This window comes from Variovorax sp. KK3 (genome assembly GCF_001984055.1).
In the GTDB taxonomy this organism is placed as follows: Bacteria; Pseudomonadota; Gammaproteobacteria; order Burkholderiales; family Burkholderiaceae_C; genus Variovorax.
In genome coordinates, this window is the sequence record NZ_LYVO01000102.1 from 1 (window position 1) to 19,338 (window position 19,338).

The following is a 19,338-nucleotide window of genomic DNA, read 5'->3' on the forward strand; positions in this document are numbered from 1 at the left end:
ACTTCGACCCCCTCCTCCAGAACCGTGAAGGCAAGGCCTCGCCGCTGCGCCCCCTGCCCAACCTGATCTTCGCGAGCCGTTGGCTGCAACTGCCGCTGTACCTGGGCTTGATCGTCGCGCAGGGCGTGTACGTCGTGCACTTCCTGGTCGAACTGCTGCACCTCGTCGAGGCCGCGTTCGGCAGCGAGCAGGCACTGAAGTCGCTCATCACCAGCATCGGCTACAAGACCACCGCGCCCGTCACCACGCTCAACGAGACGGTGATCATGCTGGTGGTGCTGGCGCTCATCGACGTGGTGATGATCTCCAACCTGCTGATCATGGTGATCATCGGCGGCTACGAGACCTTCGTGAGCCGCATGAACCTCGAAGGCCACCGCGACCAGCCCGAGTGGTTGAGCCACGTCAACGCATCGGTGCTGAAGGTCAAGCTGGCGACGGCCATCATCGGCATCAGCTCGATCCACCTGCTCAAGACCTTCATCAACGCGGACAACTACACCGACCGCGTGCTGATCGCGCAGACGGCGATCCACATCGCCTTCCTGCTGTCGGCCATGGCCATCGCCTACACCGACAGGCTCATGGCGCCGCCGCCCGGCGCCGACCACTGACGGCACCTGCGACGGCACCTTTGGCGGCGCGAGCGGTGGGCCTCAGCGGCCCGTCATGTTCTCGGGCACCACCCACTGGTCGAACTGCTCGGCCGTGAGGTGCCCCGAAGCGATCGCCGCTTCGCGCAGGCTGCTGCCTTCCTTGTGCGCCTTCTTGGCGATGAAGGCGGCCTTGTCGTAGCCGATGTGCGTGTTGAGCGCGGTCACCAGCATCAGCGAACGCTGCACGAGCTCGGTGATGCGCTCGCGATTCGGCTCGATGCCTACTGCGCAATGGTCGTTGAAGCTGCGCATGCCATCGGCCAGCAGACGCACGCTTTGCAGGAAGTTGTGCGCGACCATCGGCCGGAACACGTTGAGCTCGAAATTGCCCGAGGCGCCGCCGATGTTGATCGCAACGTCGTTGCCCAGCACCTGCGCCGCCAACATGGTGACCGCTTCGCTCTGCGTCGGGTTGACCTTGCCGGGCATGATCGACGAGCCGGGCTCGTTCTCGGGGATGCTTAGTTCACCGATACCGCTGCGCGGGCCGCTGGCCAGCCATCGCACATCGTTGGCGATCTTGTTCATGCTGGTCGCCAGCGTCTTCAGCGCACCATGCGCATGCACCAGGGCATCGACCGAGGCCATCGCCTCGAACTTGCTCGGTGCGGTGACGAAAGGCAGGCCGGTGAGCTTGGCCAGTTCGGACGCGACCTGTTCCGCATAGCCCTTGGGCGCGTTGAGCCCGGTGCCGACCGCGGTGCCGCCCAGTGCCAGTTCGCACAGGTGCGGCAGCGCCGCGCGCACGTGGGCCTCGCCATGGGCCAGCTGCGCCACGTAGCCCGAGAACTCCTGCCCCAGCGTGAGCGGGGTGGCGTCCTGCAGGTGCGTGCGGCCGATCTTCACGATGTCGGCGAACTCCTTCGACTTCTTCTCCAGCGTGCCGCGCAGCAGCGCGATGGCCGGCAGCAGCCGGTGCGTGATGGCGTCGACCGCCGCCACGTGCATGGCGGTCGGGAACACGTCGTTGGACGACTGGCTGCGGTTCACGTCGTCGTTGGGATGCACGAGCCGGCCTTCGCCGCGTTCGCCGCCGAGCAGTTCGCTGGCACGGTTGGCGAGCACCTCGTTGACGTTCATGTTGGTCTGCGTGCCCGAGCCGGTTTGCCACACGACCAGCGGAAATTCGCCTTCGTGCCTGCCGTCGATGACCTCGTCGGCCGCGGCGACGATGGCTTTCGTCTTCTTCTCGTCCTGCAGGCCGAGCGCATGGTTCACCACCGCGGAGGCGCGCTTGGTCTGGGCCAGGGCCCGGATGATCTCGCGCGGCTGGCGCTCCCCGGAGATGTCGAAGTTCTGCAGCGAGCGCTGGGTCTGTGCGCCCCAGAGCTTGTCGGCGGGGACTTCGATATGGCCGAAGGTGTCGCGTTCGGCGCGCGTGTTCTGGGATGTCGTCATGAGGGAATGCTCCACGGGTCGAAAAACTTCGCGCAGTATCGCCCCAAATAAGAACCGCTCGCATCGGGGGCGGCTTTGGACCGCATTCCTGCAAGGGTCGCAGGCCCGGTAGGCGGGGATAATCGCAGGGTTTGCCCGTCCCCACACCACGAAATAAACCATGACCATCATTCAGCAAGCCGACCTGATCGAGTCGGTCGCCGCAGCACTTCAGTACATCAGCTACTACCACCCGAGCGACTACATCGAGCACTTGGCCCGCGCCTACGAGCGAGAGCAGAGCCCAGCCGCGAAGGATGCCATGGCGCAGATCCTCACCAACAGCAAGATGAGTGCGACCGGCCAGCGCCCCATTTGCCAGGACACCGGCATCGTCAACGTCTTCCTCAAGGTGGGCATGGACGTACGCTGGGGCGGCTTCACCGGTGGGCTGGACGATGCCATCAACGAAGGCGTGCGACGCGGATACAACCACCCGGACAACATGCTGCGTGCCTCGGTCGTGGCCGACCCGCAGTTCGATCGCAAGAACACCAAGGACAACACGCCGGCCGTGATCTTCACCGAGATCGTGCCGGGCAACACCGTCGAGGTGACGGTGGCCGCCAAGGGCGGCGGCAGCGAGAACAAGAGCAAGCTGGTCATGCTGAATCCCGGCGACAGCGTGGTCGACTGGGTGCTGAAGACGGTGCCGACCATGGGCGCCGGCTGGTGCCCGCCGGGCATGCTGGGCATCGGCATCGGCGGCACGGCAGAGAAGGCTGCGCTGCTGGCCAAGGAAAGCCTGATGGACGACCTCGACATGCACGAGCTGCTGGCCAAGAAGCGCTCGGGCGCCGAGCTCGACAAGGTGGAGGCGCTGCGCGTCGAGCTGTACGAGAAGGTCAACGCGTTGGGCATCGGCGCGCAGGGCCTGGGCGGTTTGGCGACGGTGCTGGACGTCAAGATCAAGCTGTACCCGACGCACGCGGCCAGCAAGCCCGTCGCGATGATCCCCAACTGCGCGGCCACGCGCCACGCGCACTTCGTGCTCGACGGCTCGGGCCCGGTGTACCTGGAAGCGCCGTCGCTCGACCTGTGGCCCAAGATCGACTGGGCGCCCGACTACAACAAGAGCCAGCGCGTCGACCTCGACAAGCTCACGCCCGAGGAGGTCGCGAGCTGGAAGCCCGGCGACACGCTGCTGCTCAACGGCAAGATGCTCACCGGCCGCGATGCCGCGCACAAGCGCATCCAGGGCATGCTCGCCAAGGGCGAGAAGCTGCCGGTGGACTTCACCAACCGCGTCATCTACTACGTGGGTCCGGTCGACCCGGTCAGGGACGAAGCGGTCGGACCGGCCGGACCGACCACGGCCACGCGCATGGACAGCTTCACCGACATGATGCTGGCGCAGACCGGCCTGATCGCGATGATCGGCAAGGCCGAGCGCGGTCCGGTCGCCATCGAGGCGATCAAGAAGCACAAGAGCGCCTACCTGATGGCCGTAGGCGGCGCCGCCTACCTGGTCAGCAAGGCCATCAAGACCGCCAAGGTGGTGGGCTTCGAAGACCTGGGCATGGAAGCCATTTACGAGTTCGACGTGGTCGACATGCCGGTGACGGTGGCGGTCGACGCCGGCGGCACCAGCGCGCACATCACCGGCCCGGCCGAGTGGCAGAAGCGCATCGCGACCGGCGAGTTCAAGACCATCATGATGGAAGAGGCTGTTTGAGCGAACCAGGCGCCCTTGCAGACCGGCCGATCGGCGTCTTCGACAGCGGCGTCGGCGGCCTCAGCGTGCTGAACGCGTTGCGCGAGACATTGCCACGGGAACGCTTCGTCTACTTCGCGGACACCGGGCATGCGCCCTATGGCGAACGCGGCGACGCGTTCGTGGCGCAGCGCACTGCCAACGTGGCGCGCTACCTGCGCGAGCGCCACGACATCAAGGCACTGGTGGTGGCCTGCAACACGGCCACCGCGGCGGCCATTCATGCGCTACGCGCCGAACATTCGAATCTGCCGGTGGTGGGCGTAGAGCCGGCGCTGAAGCCGGCCGTGGCTGCGACGCGCACCGGCCACATCGCAGTGATCGCCACACGTGTGACGCTGGAAAGCCGCAAATTCGAGGTGCTGCACGCGTCGCTGTCCGGCCAGGCGACATTCCATGTCGTGCCCTGCGATGGGCTGGCGGGCGCAATCGAACGGGCCGACGATGCCGCGATTGCGCGGCTCAGCGAAAGTTATCTGCGCGCGGCCGGAGCCTTCGGCGATGCACCGGGCGAGATCGACACGCTGGTGCTGGGTTGCACGCACTACCCCTTCATCGCCACCGAATTGCGCCGACATTGCGGCGCGACGGTGCGCTTCATCGACACCGGCATGCCGGTGGCGCAGCAGACACGGCGGCTGCTGATGCAGGCCGGACAGTTGGAATGCGACGGCAACGGCGCGGTCGCACTGGTCAGCAGCGGCGAGCCGGGCGCGCTTGATGCCGCGGCGGCGCGTTGGCTGGTGCGGCCGGCGGCCGGGGCGCTTGCTGCCGCGGCCTGATCGAGACGCCTTGCCATGAGCCGCATCTGGATCGCCTGCCTTTTGATGTTTTCGGGCGCCGGTGCGCATGCGGCCTGTGACACCGGCCTGGCGGAGCGCATGCATGCCAAGCTGCACCCCGACCGCACGCTCGACCACGAACGCGCTGTCTGCCAGCCCTGGCGTGGCGTCAAGGACCGCTCCATCGTCGTGTTGCCGTTGCCACTTCCCTCGTCCGTGAGTGGCTTCAAGCGGTATGACCTGGATGTGCTCGTGGTGCAGCTGGCGGACAACGGCAACAGCGAGCGCGCCGCCATCGTCAGCCGGCTCTACGAACCGGACGCACTGCGCGAATACGACGTCCGCATACAGGCGATCAAGGTCGACACCACCCGCTATGTGCTGGCGGAGGATGTGCGGGCCTTCGGCTTGCGCATTGCGCGCCAAAGCGTGTCCCAGGCGAATCCCTATGCGAACGAGACGTTGAGCCTCTATGTTCCGCAGGGCCCGAAGCTGGCCAAGGTGATCGATGGGCTGGAAATGGTGCTAGAGCGTGGCGAATGGGGCGACTCCTGCACGGGGAGCTTCGAGACGGTGCGCGGCAGCCTTGCCGTGGCGCGCGCAAGCGGCAAAGGCTACGCCGACCTCCAGCTGCGCCAATCGCGTTCAGAGTCGCTGTCCAGCGCACAGGGTGGACAGTGCATCACCGACGAACGCCCCGCGACTTTCGCGACACAGACATTTCGTTATGACGGCTCGGCTTACCGCGCCGCGAAGGGCTCGACGCCGGATTGAGGCGTGGAACAAGTCGACGGGCGTTGTGGCGTTGGCGGCAGCGGTGAAGCCAGCATCTTGCCGGAAGCCATGACCCGGCGACGACAGCTGCCCACCCAGACGGTATCCAAGACGCGAGAGTACAGGCGCGGCCACGCAGTTAAACGGCGCGCTCTGGCCCGGGTTTCGCGCGCCCTCGACCGACACTGTGACACGCCACAATGCCTTTATCGTCCCAATGCAGAACGACGCGGCACTGGTCTCCGGTGCGTCAGCACAAGCCACGTTGGGCGTGCCCATCGAACTCGACCTTGGCGGCAGAGGCATCCGGTCGATCGACAATGACAGCGGCGGGCGCTACCTGATCATCGCAGGCCCATCGGGAAGCAGCAGCGCGCTGGTCGATCGCAACTTTGCGCTCTTCGCCTGGGACGGGCGCGCCGAACGGGCGCCGGTCGAGCTCACCAACGATCTCGATCGCCTACGCGATTCGTCAGGCAGCAGCTTCGAGGCGATCGTGGAATTGCAGGGACCGGTCGCGGCAGGCACTCCGGTACAACCTGGCACCAGGCAACCCCCTGTTCAACGGAAGCTGGTTCAATCAGTAAGCGCGGACAGCCTTCCAGGCGGCGGTGCCGAATCCAACGCTGCGGCTCGACCGCGCCGCATGTCGATCGGAAACAGGAGAACAAGGCCGGCGATGAACAACCCCGCAGTCGCAAGAATGGCCACGCGCTGATTGCCTGCCGTCATCCATGTGATGGCTCCATAGCTCAACGGCCCGATGATGCCGGCCAGGCGCGTCGCGAAGGTCCAAAGGCCGAAGAACTCGGCCAACTGCCGCGGCGGCGCGAGCACGCCGGTCATGGCTCGGCCGGCCGACTGACTCGATCCCATCGCCAAGCCCGCGATAGCTGCGGCCCACCAGAAGCCGCCCTTGGTCGTGACCGAAGCCGCGATCAAGCACACCGCGATCCAGGCCACCAACGCACCCGCCAGCGCACGCCGGTGGCCGACGCGGTCCTGCAGGTAGCCGAAGCCGAAGGCACCCAGCGCCGCGGCGATGTTAAGCACGAAGATCAGCACCATGGTCTCGCTCGGCACGAATCCGATCACCTGCTCGGCGTAGATGGCAGCCAGCGTGATGGCCACCGCCACACCGCCCTGGTAGCAAACGGTGCAAGCGAGCAACCACATGAAGTCGCGGTAGGCGCGAGCCTGATGAAAGGTCTCTCGCAGTTGCTGCCAGGCGCTGCGGCGATCGCCGGAGCCGGTCGGCACGGCACGCTCCGGCAAGAGAGCGAAGGTGACGCACGCCGCCAGTCCGTAGATGACGGCGGTGATCAGCATGGTGACGGGCACGAAATGCGAGGCCGGCAGGCCATGCGCCTGCGACCACAGCACATAGGCCAGGCATAGCCCGAGCGCGAGCATGCCGCCGATGTAGCCAAAGGCCCAGCCCCAGCCGCTGACCTTGCCCATGCCTTCGGCAGTCGCGAGTTCGGGCAAGAATGCGCCGGTGAGGGATTCGCCGTAGGAATAAAAGGCGTTGGAGATGACGACCAGCGCCATGGCCAGCGCCACACCGGCAGCGCCGCCGAACTGCGGCGTGACGGCCAGTGCCGCCGTGCCGAGCACGCAGCCGGCGGTGACGATGGCCAGCACCTTCTTCTTGGCGCCATGCAGGTCGGCCCACGCACCGATCGCAGGCATGCTCAGCATGACGATCGCATAGGCGATGCTCAGCGCCGACGTCCACGCAAACGGCCCCCAAGGCGCTCCCTTTGCGATACCGCCCACGAAATAGGCAGCAAACACCGCCGTGATCACCACCGTGGTGTAGCCCGAATTGGCGAAGTCGTACATCGCCCAACCGAAGACCTCGCGCTTGCGCACGCCGGGGCGCAGGGCGGACTGGGAGAAAAGGGCCAAGCGACGCTCCTCGAATGGAAGGTGGCCGAGCATAGCGGAGTGGGTTGACCTCTCCGTGTCCGCGCAGGGCGAGTGCCTGACGGCGCAGGTCAGGCGCGTGCCTTGCAGACGTGGTTTCTAAAGGCGCCTGATGAAGACGCGATTTGAAAGTACTCAGTGAAGATGTCGCGGCCGTCGTCCGCCGCCATGGCCGCCGCCGGTGCCACCTGTGCCACCACGCGGACGCTTGCCGATCTCCAGCGAGTTCACCAACGCATCGAAACGGTCGCCGAAAAGCTTGTCGATTTCGGACACCACGCCGCCGAGTTCAGCGCCGTCGAAGTGACGCTCCATGAGGTTCACGACGTCTTCCACCAGAAGGTCGCGCTGCACCTGCATGATCGCGGCCGGATTGGGGCCGACGAAGAGCATCAGGAAGTCGTCACGCGATTCCTCATCGGGGTCGCCCTCTTCCTCGTCGAAGTCGGTGTCGTAGAAGGTGACTTCGATGGCGGCGCCCTGCTCGGCCAAGTCGTTAAGCCCCATGCACATCTCGTCGAGGGCCTGGCGAAAATCTTCATCGCCGGCCACAGTCCAGCAGACCTGCAGCATGTGCTCTTTCTGCTCGAAGCGGATGCCGGGCTCTTCTTCGTAGACGCTGCTGGCGCCATCGGCCAGAGACTTGGCGCCAGCGTACTTCCACAGGGGCTTGAGGGCTTCCTGGATCTGCTCGAAGCTCACGTCCGAGCGCAGGGGAACGTCGCCATGGACGTGGATTTCGAACGGAGCGTTGTAGCGAGGCATGTCATGCTCCCTTGAGATGTGGTGGTGCCCGGAACCGGGGTCGAACCGGTACGCCCCTTATGCAGGAAGCGGCGGATTTTAAGTCCGATGTGTCTACCAATTTCACCATCCGGGCGTCCGGGTGGATATGGACGATACCCGAAACGAAAACAGCCCCGACAACGTTGGTTGGAGGGGCTGTGCGATCGATACCGGGAGGGGGTGGAGGCGCGACCCGGAGTCGAACCGGGCTAGACGGATTTGCAATCCGTTGCATAACCGCTTTGCTATCGCGCCACGCTTTGATTCAACGCTTCTTCTTGGTCTGAACTCGCGAAAAAAAGGGAAGCTGGAAGCTTCCCTTTTTGAAAACTGGAGCGGGAAAAGAGTCTCGAACTCTCGACCTCAACCTTGGCAAGGTTGCGCTCTACCAACTGAGCTATTCCCGCGTTTCGAGCCTCGAATTATAGCTCACAAATCTGAGCCCCGGCAACCCGAAGCGCAGGTTGCCTTAATGCTTGGTCGACCCTTCGACGGTCTGCGTCGCGCGTTGCTTCGCCGATTCCGCCATTGCCGCTGCCGAAGCCGCGACCTCTTCGTCGGACAGCGGCGTCGGCTGCTTCTCGAGCGCGATTTCGAGCACCTTGTCGATCCACTTGACCGGCACGATCTCGAGCCCGTTCTTCACGTTCTCAGGAATGTCCTGCAGATCCTTGGCGTTCTCCTCGGGGATCAGCACCGTCTTGATGCCACCGCGCAGTGCCGCCAGCAGTTTCTCCTTGAGGCCACCGATCGCCGTGACCTCGCCGCGCAGCGTGATCTCGCCGGTCATCGCGACGTCGGCGCGAACCGGGATGCCCGTCAACGCCGAGACGAATGCAGTCGTCATGGCCGCGCCGGCGCTCGGGCCGTCCTTCGGCGTCGCGCCATCAGGCACGTGGATGTGGATGTCGCGCTTCTCGAAGACTTCGTCCTTGATGCCGAGCCTGCGTGAACGGCTGCGTACCACGGTCCGCGCTGCCTCGACCGATTCCTTCATCACGTCGCCGAGCGAGCCCGTGCGGCTGATCACACCCTTGCCCGGCATCGTCACTGCCTCGATGGTCAGCAGGTCGCCGCCCACTTCGGTCCAAGCCAGTCCGACCACCTGCCCGACTTGGTTCTGCTTTTCGGCCAGACCGAAGGTGTACTTGCGCACGCCCAGAAACTCGTTCAGGTTCTTGCCTTCGACCACAACTTGGGGCGTCATCTTTTTCAGCAGCAGTCCCTTGACCACCTTGCGGCAGATCTTGGAAAGCTCGCGCTCGAGCGATCGGACGCCGGCCTCGCGCGTGTAGTAACGAACGATGTCGCGAACCGCTTCTTCGGTGATCAGGAGTTCGTTGTCCTTCACGCCGTTGTTCTTCATCTGCTTGGGCAGCAAGTACTTCAGCGCGATGTGCGTCTTCTCGTCCTCGGTGTAGCCCGCCAGGCGAATGACTTCCATCCGGTCCAGCAGCGCTGGCGGAATGTTCATCGAGTTCGACGTCGCAACGAACATCACGTCCGACAGATCGAAGTCGACCTCGACGTAATGGTCGCCGAAGGTGTGGTTCTGTTCGGGGTCCAGCACTTCCAGCAGCGCGCTGGACGGATCGCCACGGAAGTCGGTGCCCAGCTTGTCGATCTCGTCGAGCAGAAACAGCGGATTGCGCGTGCCCACCTTGTTGAGGCTCTGCAGCACCTTGCCCGGCAGCGCGCCGATGTAGGTACGGCGATGGCCGCGGATCTCGGCCTCGTCGCGCATGCCACCCAGCGCCATGCGGGTGTACTTGCGTCCGGTCGCCTTGGCGATCGACTGGCCGAGCGAGGTCTTCCCCACGCCCGGCGGGCCCACCAGGCACAGGATGGGCGCCTTCACCTTGTCGACGCGTTGTTGCACCGCGAGGTATTCGAGGATGCGGTCCTTGACCTTCTCGAGGCCGTAGTGGTCTTCGTTGAGCACTTCCTCGGCATGGGCCAGGTCGTGCTTGATCTTGGTCTTCTTGCTCCAGGGCAGGCCGACCAGCACGTCGATGTAGTTGCGCACCACGGTCGCCTCGGCCGACATGGGCGACATCAGCTTGAGCTTCTTGAGTTCCCCCTCGGCCTTCTTCAGTGCCTCCTTGGGCATCTTGGCGAGCTTGATCTTCTTCTCGATCTCCTCGATGTCCGCGCCCTCCTCGCCTTCACCGAGTTCCTTCTGGATCGCCTTGACCTGCTCGTTGAGGTAGAAGTCGCGCTGGTTCTTCTCCATCTGGCGCTTCACGCGGCCACGGATCTTCTTGTCGACGTTGAGGATGTCGACCTCGCGCTCCAACTGACCGAACAGGTTTTCCAGTCGCGCCTTGACCTCGTCCAGATCGAGCACCGCCTGCTTGTTGTCGAGCTTGAGCGGCAGGTGCGCTGCGATGGTATCGGCCAGGCGGCCCGGATCGTCGATGCTGGAGATCGAGGTCAGGATCTCCGGCGGAATCTTCTTGTTGAGCTTCACGTACTGGTCGAACTGCTGCATGACGGCACGACGCAGCGCCTCGACCTCGGTACCCTTCTGCGTGGCGGCTTCAGGCACCTCGACCGGGGTGACGTTGGCGGAGAAGTGGGTCTCGCTGTCGTCGATGCGGTTGACGCGCGCACGCTGCTGGCCTTCGACCAGCACCTTCACCGTGCCATCGGGCAGCTTCAGCATCTGCAGGATGGTCGAGATGCAGCCCACCTCGAACATGTCCTCGACCGAGGGCTCGTCCTTGGCGGCCGCCTTTTGGGCGACCAGCATGATGCGGCGTTCCGCCTCCATCGCGAGCTCCAGCGCCTTGATGCTCTTCGGACGGCCGACGAACAGCGGAATCACCATGTGAGGAAACACGACCACATCGCGCAATGGCAGCAGCGGCAGGTCGAGTTCGGTGGGGGGCAAGGGGGTATGACCGGACATGGGAATCCTTTACTTGATCATGGAAAGATGGTCGGCCGCGCCGGCATTTCAAGCCTGCTGGCGCGGTAATCGCCGATGACGCCGGACGCCGCTAACGGAGGGGCCGGCCTGAAACTCACCCAGTCAGGCCTTCTTGGCCGCCTCGCGGTACACGAGGAGCGGTGGCTTGTTTTCGTCGATTGTGGATTCTTCGACCACGACCTTGTCGACATTGGTGGCATTCGGCAGCTCGAACATCGTGTCGATCAGCGACTGCTCCAGGATCGACCGCAGCCCGCGCGCACCGGTTTTGCGGGCGAGTGCCTTGCGTGCGATGGCTCGCAACGCAGCCGGCCGGATTTCGAGATCGACGCCTTCCATCTGCAGCAACTTGGTGAACTGCTTGACGACGGCGTTTTTCGGCTCGGTCAGGATCTGGACCAGCGCGTCTTCACTCAGTTCGGCCAGCGAGGCCACGACAGGCATGCGCCCGACCAGTTCAGGAATCAGGCCGAACTTGATCAGATCTTCCGGCTCGACTTCACGGAACACCTCGGTCAGGCTGCGTTGCTGCTTGCTCTTGACCGCGGCACCGAAGCCGATGCCAGACGCCTCCGTGCGGTTTTCGATGACCTTCTCGAGGCCCGCGAACGCCCCGCCGCAAATGAACAGGATGTTGGTGGTGTCGATCTGCAGGAAGTCCTGGTTCGGATGCTTGCGTCCGCCCTGCGGCGGAACGCTCGCCATCGTGCCTTCGATCAGCTTGAGCAGCGCCTGCTGCACGCCCTCGCCGGACACGTCGCGCGTGATCGAGGGGTTGTCCGACTTGCGCGAGATCTTGTCGATCTCGTCGATGTAGACGATGCCGCGCTGCGCCCGCTCGACCTCATAGTTGCAGCTCTGCAGCAACTTCTGGATGATGTTCTCGACGTCTTCCCCCACGTAGCCGGCTTCGGTCAACGTGGTGGCGTCGGCCATGACGAAGGGCACGTCCAGCATACGCGCCAGCGTCTGGGCCAGAAGCGTCTTGCCGGACCCCGTGGGACCGATCAGCAGGATGTTGCTCTTGCTGAGCTCGACGTCGTCGCCCTTGGACTTTTCCTTGTGCCGCAGGCGCTTGTAATGGTTGTAGACCGCTACGGAAAGCATACGCTTTGCAGGCTCCTGCCCGATCACGTAGTTGTCGAGGTTGGCTTTGATCTCGGACGGCGTTGGCAGGTCGCTGCGTGCCTCGCGCGACTCCTCGCCGGTCGGCAACTCGTCACGGATGATCTCGTTGCACAGGTCGATGCATTCGTCGCAGATGAAAACGGACGGGCCGGCGATCAGCTTCTTGACCTCGTGCTGGCTCTTCCCGCAGAACGAGCAATAAAGCGTTTTTTCGCTGGAAGAGCCTTTTTTCTCGGCCATGGACAGATGCCTCGTAACGGGGGTTTAACAATGATAGCGAAGAAGGAAGCCCCTCGGCCCGTCCCCAGTCCGAATGAAAACGGCGTTCTCCGTGCGGAAAACGCCGTTCCGGTCGCGGCACCGCAGCGCCGTCCACCCGAGTTCCATCAACCGCGCTTGGCGATCACCTGGTCGACGATGCCGTAATCCTTGGCCTCGTCGGCGCTCAGGAAGTAGTCGCGCTCGGTGTCACGGGCGACTTTCTCGATGCTCTGGCCGGTACGCTCTGCCAGGATGCGGTTCATCTGCTCGCGGGTCTTGAGGATGTCGCGCGCGTGAATCTCGATGTCCGTGGCCTGGCCGCGGGCGCCGCCCAGCACTTGGTGGATCATGATCTTCGAGTTGGGGAGCGAGAAGCGCTTGTTCTTGGCACCCGCTGCGAGCAAGAAGGCACCCATGCTGGCCGCAAACCCCACGCAGAGGGTCGACACGTCCGGCTTGATGAACTGCATGGTGTCGTAGATCGCCATGCCGGCGCTCACGCTGCCACCGGGGGAATTGATGTAGAACGAGATGTCCTTGTCGGGGTTCTCGCTCTCAAGAAAGAGCAACTGCGCCACCACCAGGTTGGCGGTCTGGTCGTTGACTTCGCCGACGAGGAAGATCACTCGCTCCTTGAGCAGCCGTGAATAGATGTCGTAGGAACGCTCGCCGCGGCCCGATTGCTCGATGACCATCGGGACCATGCCGAGGCCTTGAATGTCCTGTGCGCTCATGTTGTGCTCTCCAGAGAGGTTGTACTGTACCCAGACGACATTGGGGCTCGTGCGACGAAGCACAAGCCCCAAGGGGACGCAGCTGCCGGGCTTCAGCCCTGCTGGGCCATCAGTTCGTCGAAGCTCACAGCCTTGGCGTTGACCTTGGCCTTGGCCAGGACGAAGTCGGTCACGTTGTTCTCGATGACCACCGCCTCGACTTCGGCCAGGCGCCGGTTGTCGCTGAAGTACCAGCGCACCACGTCCGCCGGCTTCTCGTAGCTGGCGGCCAGTTCGTCGATGTGGGCCTTGATCTGATCGGGCTTGGCCTGCAGGTTGTTGGCGCGCACGAGTTCGGCCACCACCAGGCCCAGGCGCACGCGGCGCTCGGCCTGCGGACGGAACACGTCGTCGGGCATCGGGGCCTTGTCTGCGTCCTTGATGCCGCGCTGCTTGAGTTCGGCACGTGCGCCTTCGACCATGCGGTCGACTTCGGCCTGCACGCTGGACTTGGGCAGGTCCAGTTCGGCGTTGGCCACCAGGGCGTCCATCACGGCGGTCTTGTTGCGCGCCAGAAGACGGAACTTGACCTCGCGCTCGAGGTTCTTGCGGATGTCGGCGCGCAGGCCGTCGACCGTGGCGTCGGCGATGCCCAGCGACTTGGCCAGTTGCTCGTTGACTTCGGGCAGGTGCGAGGCTTCGATCTTCTTCACGGTGACCATGAAGTCGGCCTGCTTGCCGGCCACGTCCTTGCCGTGATAGTCGGCCGGGAAGGACAGCGGGAAGGTGCGGCTGTCGCCAGCCTTCAGGCCACGCACGGCGTCTTCGAATTCCTTGAGCATCTGGCCTTCGCCGACGATGAACTGGAAGTCTTCGGCCTTGCCGCCCTGGAAGGGCTCGCCGTCGATCTTGCCTTCAAAATCGACCGTGACGCGATCGCCGTCTTGCGCCGCGGCGTCCTGTGCGCGCTGGGCGAAGGTGCGGCGCTGCTTGCGAAGGATGTCCAGCGTCTTGTCGATGGCCTCGTCGCCCACCTCGGCGCTGAGCTTCTCGACCTCGGCACCGGACAGGTCGTTGATCTTGACCTCGGGAAACACCTCGAAGACGGCGTCGAAGGCCAATTGGCCTTCGGGCGACTCTTCCTTCTCGGTGATGCGCGGCTGGCCAGCCACACGGAGCTTGGCCTCGTTCGCTGCCAGGGAGAAGGCCTCGCCGACCTTGTCGTTCATGACTTCGTAGTGAACCGAGTAGCCGTAGCGCTGGGTCACCACCGTCATCGGCACCTTGCCGGGGCGGAAGCCGTCCATCTTGACGGTGCGGGCCAGTTTCTTGAGGCGTGAATCGACCTCGGACTGGATGGTGCCGACGGGCAAGGTCAGCGTGATCTTGCGCTCGAGCTTTTCGAGGGTCTCAACGTTCACGGTCATTTTCAATCTTCCTTAGGAGGGTCTTGTGCTGGTGCGCGGGGCCGGACTCGAACCGGCACGTTCTTGCGAACGTCAGGACCTAAACCTGGTGCGTCTACCAATTTCGCCACCCGCGCGGTTCCCAGTTTTTCCAGTTTTCCAGGTGACGAATACGGAAAGCGGCCCTGAGGCCGCCTTCGCATTCGACGAGCTGCCGGCCGGTAAGGCCGACCGCCTGAAATCGGTCAACCGCGCATTTTAAGCGCGAACCAGAGCCTCCTCGGCCTCCTTCGACGGGTTGGCTTCGTCACGCCGCACACGGAACCACGCCGCATACATGGCCGGCAGCGCCAGCAGCGTGAGCACGGTGGCCACGATGAGCCCGCCCATGATGGCGATGGCCATCGGACCCCAGAAGACACTGCGCGACAACGGGATCATGGCCAGCACCGCAGCCGCTGCGGTCAGCACGATCGGCCTCAGCCGGCGAACCGCCGATTCGACGATCGCATCCCAGGTCGCCACGCCAGCGGCGCGGTCGTGCTCGATCTGGTCGATCAGGATCACCGCGTTGCGTTGGATCATGCCCATCAGTGCGATCACGCCCAGCAGCGCAACGAAGCCGAAGGGTCGGTTCGAGATCAACAATGCCCCTGCCACGCCGGCAATGCCCAGCGGCCCGGTGAGGAACACCAGCATCGAGCGGCTGAAGCTGTGCAGCTGCAACATCAGCAGCGTGAAGACCAGGAACAGCATGATCGGCACGCCGGTCACGATCGACGACGAGCCCTTGCTGCTTTCCTCCACTGCGCCCGCCACCTCGATGCGATAGCCGCCCTGCCCCTCGGCATGCCACTTGGCTTCCAGCTTGCGCAGTGCCGGCAGGAGTTGCTCGGTGACTGTGGCGCCCTGCAGACCCTCGGTGATGTCGCCCTGCACCGTGATCGCATAGTCGCGGTTCTCGCGCCACATCACGCCGGGTTCCCAGGTGAAGACAGGCTTGGCGATCTGCAGCAGCGGAATCGAGCGTCCGGAAGACGTCGGCAGATAGGCATTGCCGATGTCCGAAATGGCTTCGCGCTCGTCGGGTTGCTGGCGCACGACGATGTCGATAAGCAGGTCGTTCTCGCGGTACTGCCCGACATTGGTGCCGGTGAACATGGTTCGCGCGGCCTGGGCGATCGCCTGGCTCGTGACGCCGAGGGCGCGCGCCTTGTCCTGGTCCACCTCGAGGCGGATTACCTTGACCGACTCGTTCCAGTTGTCGTTGACGCCGCGCATGTTGGGGTTGTCGCGCATCAGCGCCTTCACCTCGTCGGCATGGATACGCAACTGCTCCGGCTCGGTGCCGATCACGCGGAATTGAACCGGGTAGGCGACCGGCGGCCCGTTGGGCAACAGCTTCACCCGGCCGCGGATTTCGGGGAACTCCGCCGCCAGCACGGCCGGCAGCGCGAGACGCAGCTTCTCGCGCATCTTCAGGTCTTTGGCCAGCACGATCAGCTGCGACACGTTGCTCTGCGGAAACACCTGGTCCAGCGGCAGGTAGAAGCGGGGCACGCCGGAGCCCACCCACGTGCTGACGGTGGCAACGCCCTCTTCCTTGAGCATGCGTTGCTCGACCCGCTTGGCCACTTCCTCGTTGGCGGCAAAGGACGTGCCTTCCGGAAACCACAGGTCGACCATGATTTCCGGCCGGCTCGAATCGGGAAAGAACTGCTGCTGCACCTTGCCCATGCCGACGATGCCCAGCGCGAAGATGAGCAGCGTCGCGCCGATCGTGACCCACCGGTATTCGACGCACCAGTTCACTGTGCGCCTGAAGGTGTTGTAGAAGCCGGAGTTGAACAGCTCGTGCGGCGGCGAGTCCGGGTCGTGCGGCTTCACCTTGAGCAGCAGCGTGCCCAGGTAGGGCACGAAGTACACCGACACCAGCCACGACAGCACCAGCGCGATCACGGTCACGAAGAAGATCGCGAACGTGTATTCGCCCACCGTCGACCGGGCGAGGCCGATGGGCAGGAAGCCCGCCGCCGTGATGAGCGTACCGGTCAGCATCGGCTTGGCCGTGACGTCGTAGGCGAAGGTGGCGGCCCGCACCTTGTCGTAGCCCTCCTCCATCTTCCGCACCATCATCTCGACCGCGATGATCGCGTCGTCCACCAGCAGGCCCAGCGCGATGATCAGCGAGCCCAGCGAGATCTTGTGCAGGCCGATGCCGAAGTAGTTCATCGCCAGGAAGGTCACGGCCAGCACCAGCGGAATGGTGATCGCGACGACCAGGCCGGGGCGGATGTCCACGTGCCAGCCGAAGCGGCCGCCCTTGTGCAACCCGAGCGAAATGAAGCTCACCGCCAGCACGATCGCCACCGCCTCGATCAGCACCCGCACGAATTCGTTGACCGAGGTCGAAACCGCCACCGGCTGGTCCTGCACCTGGGCCAGCTTCACGCCGGCCGGCAGGCGCTTGTCGATCTCGGCCGTGGCGGCGCGCAGCGACTTGCCCAGCGCGATGATGTCGCCGCCCTTGGCCATGGAAATGCCCAGCCCGATCACTTCCTTGCCCTGGTGCCGCACCTTCACCTGCGGCGGATCGACGTATGCACGCCGGATGTCCGCGATGTCGCCCAGCCGCATCTGGTTGCCGGAGCTGCCGCGAATCGGCATGGCCCGCAGCTGCTCGACGCTGGTGAATTGACCACCCACGCGCACCTGCACCACGTCGGCGGGCGACTGGATCGTGCCGGCGCTCTCGACCGCGTTCTGCTGGCCGAGCTGCGACAGCACGGCGTTGAAGTCCAGCCCGAGCTGCGCGAGCCGCTTCTGCGAAACCTCGATGAAGACCTTCTCGTCCTGCACGCCGAACTGCTCGACCTTGGCCACGTCCTTCACGCGCAGCAGTTGCTGCCGCACGTCGTCGGCAAAGGTCTTGAGTTCGGCATAGCTGAAGCCGTCGCTTTCCAGCGCGTAGATCACGCCGTACACGTCGCCGAACTCGTCGTTGAAGAATGGCCCCTGGATGCCCGACGGCAGCGTACCGCGGATGTCCCCGATCTTCTTGCGCACCGTGTACCAGACGTTGGCCACCTCGCCCGGCCGCGACGAGTCCTTGATCTGAAAGATGATCTGCGACTCGCCCGGCTTCGAATAGCTGCGGATCTTGTCGGCGTAAGGCGCTTCCTGGAGGGCGCGCTCGAGCTTGTCGGTCACCTGCTCGGCCACCTGCTGCGCCGTCGCGCCCGGCCAGTAGGTGCGCACCACCATCGCGCGGAAGGTGAATGGCGGATCTTCGTCCTGGCCCAGCTGGAAGTAGGCCGCGAAGCCCAGCACCATCAGCACCAGCATCAGGTAGCGCGTGAGCGCCGCGTGGTCCAGCGCCCATTTCGACAGGTTGAAGCCGGCCTTGCCGGCGGCGGGGGTTTCGTTGCTCATGGGGGCCTCGTCAGCGCGGAGCGGAAACCGGCGTGACCGTGCCCGGCGCATTGACCGCTTCCTGCACCGCAGGGCCCGGCGCCGCGGTCTTGTCCCTGTAGATCGTGACCTTCTGCCCCGGCGACAGCACATGCACGCCGGCCACCACGACCAGCGCCCCAGGCTCCAGGCCACTGCCGATCACTGCTTCGTTGCCGTCGGCGGTGCTCACCTGCACCGGCTGCGAGCGCACGGTCATCGTGGACTTGTCCAGCACCCAGACCGCGCTGCCCTTGCCCTCCTGGCGAAGCGCGCTGGTCGGCAGCTTCATGACGGGTGCGCCGCTGTGCGACAGGGCGCGCGGGCGCGCGTAGACGGTGGCCCCGAGGGCCGGCGCCGTGGCGGCGTCGATCGCCACTTTGATCTGGTACGTGCGCGTCACGGCGTCGGCGCTGGCGGCCACCTCGCGCACCTGGCCTTCCATTTCCTTGCCGTCGGCCCAGCCGCGCACCGCCACGGCAGAGCCGGTCTTGACGAGGCCGGCGCGGTCTTCCGGCACCGAGAACACCACGTCACGCGCACCGTCCTGCGCAATGCGCACGACCGTCGTGCCGGCCGAAACCACCTGCCCCGGCTCGGCCTCGATCGCGGTGATGATGCCGGGCACGTCGGCCACCAGCGTGGTGTACTGCGCCTGGTTCCCCTGCGTGGCGAGTTGCGCCTGTGCCTGTTCGAGCTGTGCCTGGGCCGCCTTGTGGGTACTTTCACGCCGCTCCAGCTCGGCGGCGCTGATGAAGTTCTGCTCGCGCAAGCCGCGGTAGCGCTGCAGGTCGGCCCGGGCCAGATCGCGGTTGGTCAGGGCGGCGGCTTGCTGCGCACGCGCCGCATCGGCCGCGAGGCGGTAGTCCTGTGGATCGAGCTGAGCCAGGGCCTGGCCCGCCTTCACCGGCTGGCCCAGCTCGGCCTGGCGGCGGGTGATCTTGCCGGCCACGCGAAAGCCCAAGCGCGACTCGACCCGCGCCCGCACCTCGCCGGCGTACTCCGGCTCGGTGCCGTAAGCGCTCGTACCGACCGTCATCACCTTGACGGCGCGCAGCGGTTCCTCGGGTGCCGGGGGACGGGAGCAGCCGGCGAGCGCGAGTGCGGCAAGCAGCAAAACGCCGGCGTGACGGAAGGCGGAATAAGCGGACGACGCGGTCATGGGACACCCTGTGAGGAACGATGGGGGGTCATTAATGACCGGCCGGTTAGTAATCTAGGGTAAACGAGAACGGGTGTCAATAAAACAGATGCACGCGACATGAGCGAGGCACCGTTCGAATTGCAAGCGCGTACAGGCCATCGACGATTCGCCGCGCCGAGGGCCATGCCGGCGGGTGCATGACAATCCGCGCCGTGCCTTCCAAGAC

At 64.8% G+C, this 19,338-nt stretch carries 13 protein-coding genes and 4 tRNA genes; 4 read left to right on the top strand and 13 right to left on the bottom strand.

The annotated features are described in order from the left end of the window. The first annotated feature begins 44 nt into the window (after nt 1-44). Nucleotides 45-614, top strand: coding sequence for a YqhA family protein (locus B0W80_RS30645; protein WP_077002947.1), 570 nt, complete (start codon nt 45-47; stop codon nt 612-614). A gap of 42 nt (nt 615-656) precedes the next feature. Here the strand turns inward: B0W80_RS30645 and fumC are convergent, their stop codons facing one another. Beyond that, a complete protein-coding gene (gene fumC / locus B0W80_RS30650; RefSeq protein WP_077002936.1) occupies nt 657-2,054 on the bottom strand; it encodes a class II fumarate hydratase in 1,398 nt (465 codons plus the stop codon). Nucleotides 2,055-2,214: 160 nt separating this feature from the next. Here fumC and B0W80_RS30655 point away from each other — a divergent pair, with 160 nt between their 5' ends. From B0W80_RS30655 to B0W80_RS30665, 3 genes are read left to right on the top strand one after another with little or no spacing between them, the layout of a single operon-like run. Continuing rightward, nucleotides 2,215-3,768: a fumarate hydratase gene (locus tag B0W80_RS30655; RefSeq protein ID WP_077002937.1), complete on the top strand. Its 1,554-nt coding sequence runs from the start codon at nt 2,215-2,217 to the stop codon at nt 3,766-3,768. Then, the gene (gene murI / locus B0W80_RS30660) at nt 3,765-4,589 is read left to right on the top strand and encodes a glutamate racemase (RefSeq protein WP_077002938.1); all 825 of its coding nucleotides are present in this window, start codon (nt 3,765-3,767) and stop codon (nt 4,587-4,589) included. Before B0W80_RS30655 ends, murI begins: the two co-directional genes overlap by 4 nt. Nucleotides 4,590-4,604: 15 nt before the next feature. Next, nucleotides 4,605-5,363: a hypothetical protein gene (locus B0W80_RS30665; protein WP_077002939.1), complete on the top strand. Its 759-nt coding sequence runs from the start codon at nt 4,605-4,607 to the stop codon at nt 5,361-5,363. Between the two features lie 576 nt (nt 5,364-5,939). Here B0W80_RS30665 and B0W80_RS30670 read toward each other — a convergent pair. The 12 genes from B0W80_RS30670 to B0W80_RS30725 all read right to left on the bottom strand — a co-directional run bounded on the left by B0W80_RS30670 (nt 5,940) and on the right by B0W80_RS30725 (nt 19,130). After that, nucleotides 5,940-7,274, bottom strand: coding sequence for an MFS transporter (locus B0W80_RS30670; RefSeq protein ID WP_077002948.1), 1,335 nt, complete (start codon nt 7,272-7,274; stop codon nt 5,940-5,942). A gap of 153 nt (nt 7,275-7,427) precedes the next feature. Beyond that, the gene (locus tag B0W80_RS30675; RefSeq protein WP_077002940.1) at nt 7,428-8,057 is read right to left on the bottom strand and encodes a DUF6806 family protein; all 630 of its coding nucleotides are present in this window, start codon (nt 8,055-8,057) and stop codon (nt 7,428-7,430) included. Between the two features lie 22 nt (nt 8,058-8,079). Continuing rightward, a tRNA-Leu gene (locus tag B0W80_RS30680) sits at nt 8,080-8,172 on the bottom strand. An 87-nt stretch (nt 8,173-8,259) separates the two neighbouring features. Beyond that, nucleotides 8,260-8,333: transfer RNA gene (locus B0W80_RS30685), tRNA-Cys, on the bottom strand. Between the two features lie 76 nt (nt 8,334-8,409). Beyond that, a tRNA-Gly gene (locus B0W80_RS30690) sits at nt 8,410-8,485 on the bottom strand. A 62-nt stretch (nt 8,486-8,547) separates the two neighbouring features. Beyond that, complete coding sequence (gene lon, locus B0W80_RS30695; protein WP_077002941.1) at nt 8,548-10,989, bottom strand: endopeptidase La; 2,442 nt, start codon at nt 10,987-10,989, stop codon at nt 8,548-8,550. A gap of 123 nt (nt 10,990-11,112) precedes the next feature. Continuing rightward, nucleotides 11,113-12,378: an ATP-dependent Clp protease ATP-binding subunit ClpX gene (clpX, locus tag B0W80_RS30700; protein WP_077002942.1), complete on the bottom strand. Its 1,266-nt coding sequence runs from the start codon at nt 12,376-12,378 to the stop codon at nt 11,113-11,115. Nucleotides 12,379-12,524: 146 nt separating this feature from the next. Beyond that, a complete protein-coding gene (gene clpP, locus B0W80_RS30705) occupies nt 12,525-13,133 on the bottom strand; it encodes an ATP-dependent Clp endopeptidase proteolytic subunit ClpP (protein ID WP_077002943.1) in 609 nt (202 codons plus the stop codon). A 92-nt stretch (nt 13,134-13,225) separates the two neighbouring features. Beyond that, on the bottom strand, nt 13,226-14,539 hold the full coding sequence (gene tig, locus B0W80_RS30710; RefSeq protein ID WP_077002944.1) for a trigger factor: 1,314 nt from the start codon (nt 14,537-14,539) through the stop codon (nt 13,226-13,228). Between the two features lie 29 nt (nt 14,540-14,568). Beyond that, nucleotides 14,569-14,655, bottom strand: a tRNA-Leu gene (locus B0W80_RS30715). Nucleotides 14,656-14,776: 121 nt separating this feature from the next. Then, complete coding sequence (locus tag B0W80_RS30720; protein ID WP_077002945.1) at nt 14,777-17,950, bottom strand: efflux RND transporter permease subunit; 3,174 nt, start codon at nt 17,948-17,950, stop codon at nt 14,777-14,779. A 10-nt stretch (nt 17,951-17,960) separates the two neighbouring features. Continuing rightward, nucleotides 17,961-19,130, bottom strand: coding sequence for an efflux RND transporter periplasmic adaptor subunit (locus B0W80_RS30725; RefSeq protein WP_077002946.1), 1,170 nt, complete (start codon nt 19,128-19,130; stop codon nt 17,961-17,963). Nucleotides 19,131-19,338 lie beyond the last annotated feature (208 nt).

Excerpts from the sequence above, each read along its gene's own strand:
- B0W80_RS30675 (WP_077002940.1), bottom strand. The coding sequence starts at position 8,057 with ATGCCTCGCTACAACGCTCCGTTCGAAATCCACGTCCATGGCGACGTT.
- clpP (WP_077002943.1), bottom strand. The coding sequence starts at position 13,133 with ATGAGCGCACAGGACATTCAAGGCCTCGGCATGGTCCCGATGGTCATC.
- lon (WP_077002941.1), bottom strand. The coding sequence starts at position 10,989 with ATGTCCGGTCATACCCCCTTGCCCCCCACCGAACTCGACCTGCCGCTG.
- B0W80_RS30725 (WP_077002946.1), bottom strand. The coding sequence starts at position 19,130 with ATGACCGCGTCGTCCGCTTATTCCGCCTTCCGTCACGCCGGCGTTTTG.
- clpX (WP_077002942.1), bottom strand. The coding sequence starts at position 12,378 with ATGGCCGAGAAAAAAGGCTCTTCCAGCGAAAAAACGCTTTATTGCTCG.
- B0W80_RS30655 (WP_077002937.1), top strand. The coding sequence starts at position 2,215 with ATGACCATCATTCAGCAAGCCGACCTGATCGAGTCGGTCGCCGCAGCA.
- B0W80_RS30720 (WP_077002945.1), bottom strand. The coding sequence starts at position 17,950 with ATGAGCAACGAAACCCCCGCCGCCGGCAAGGCCGGCTTCAACCTGTCG.
- B0W80_RS30665 (WP_077002939.1), top strand. The coding sequence starts at position 4,605 with ATGAGCCGCATCTGGATCGCCTGCCTTTTGATGTTTTCGGGCGCCGGT.
- fumC (WP_077002936.1), bottom strand. The coding sequence starts at position 2,054 with ATGACGACATCCCAGAACACGCGCGCCGAACGCGACACCTTCGGCCAT.
- tig (WP_077002944.1), bottom strand. The coding sequence starts at position 14,539 with ATGACCGTGAACGTTGAGACCCTCGAAAAGCTCGAGCGCAAGATCACG.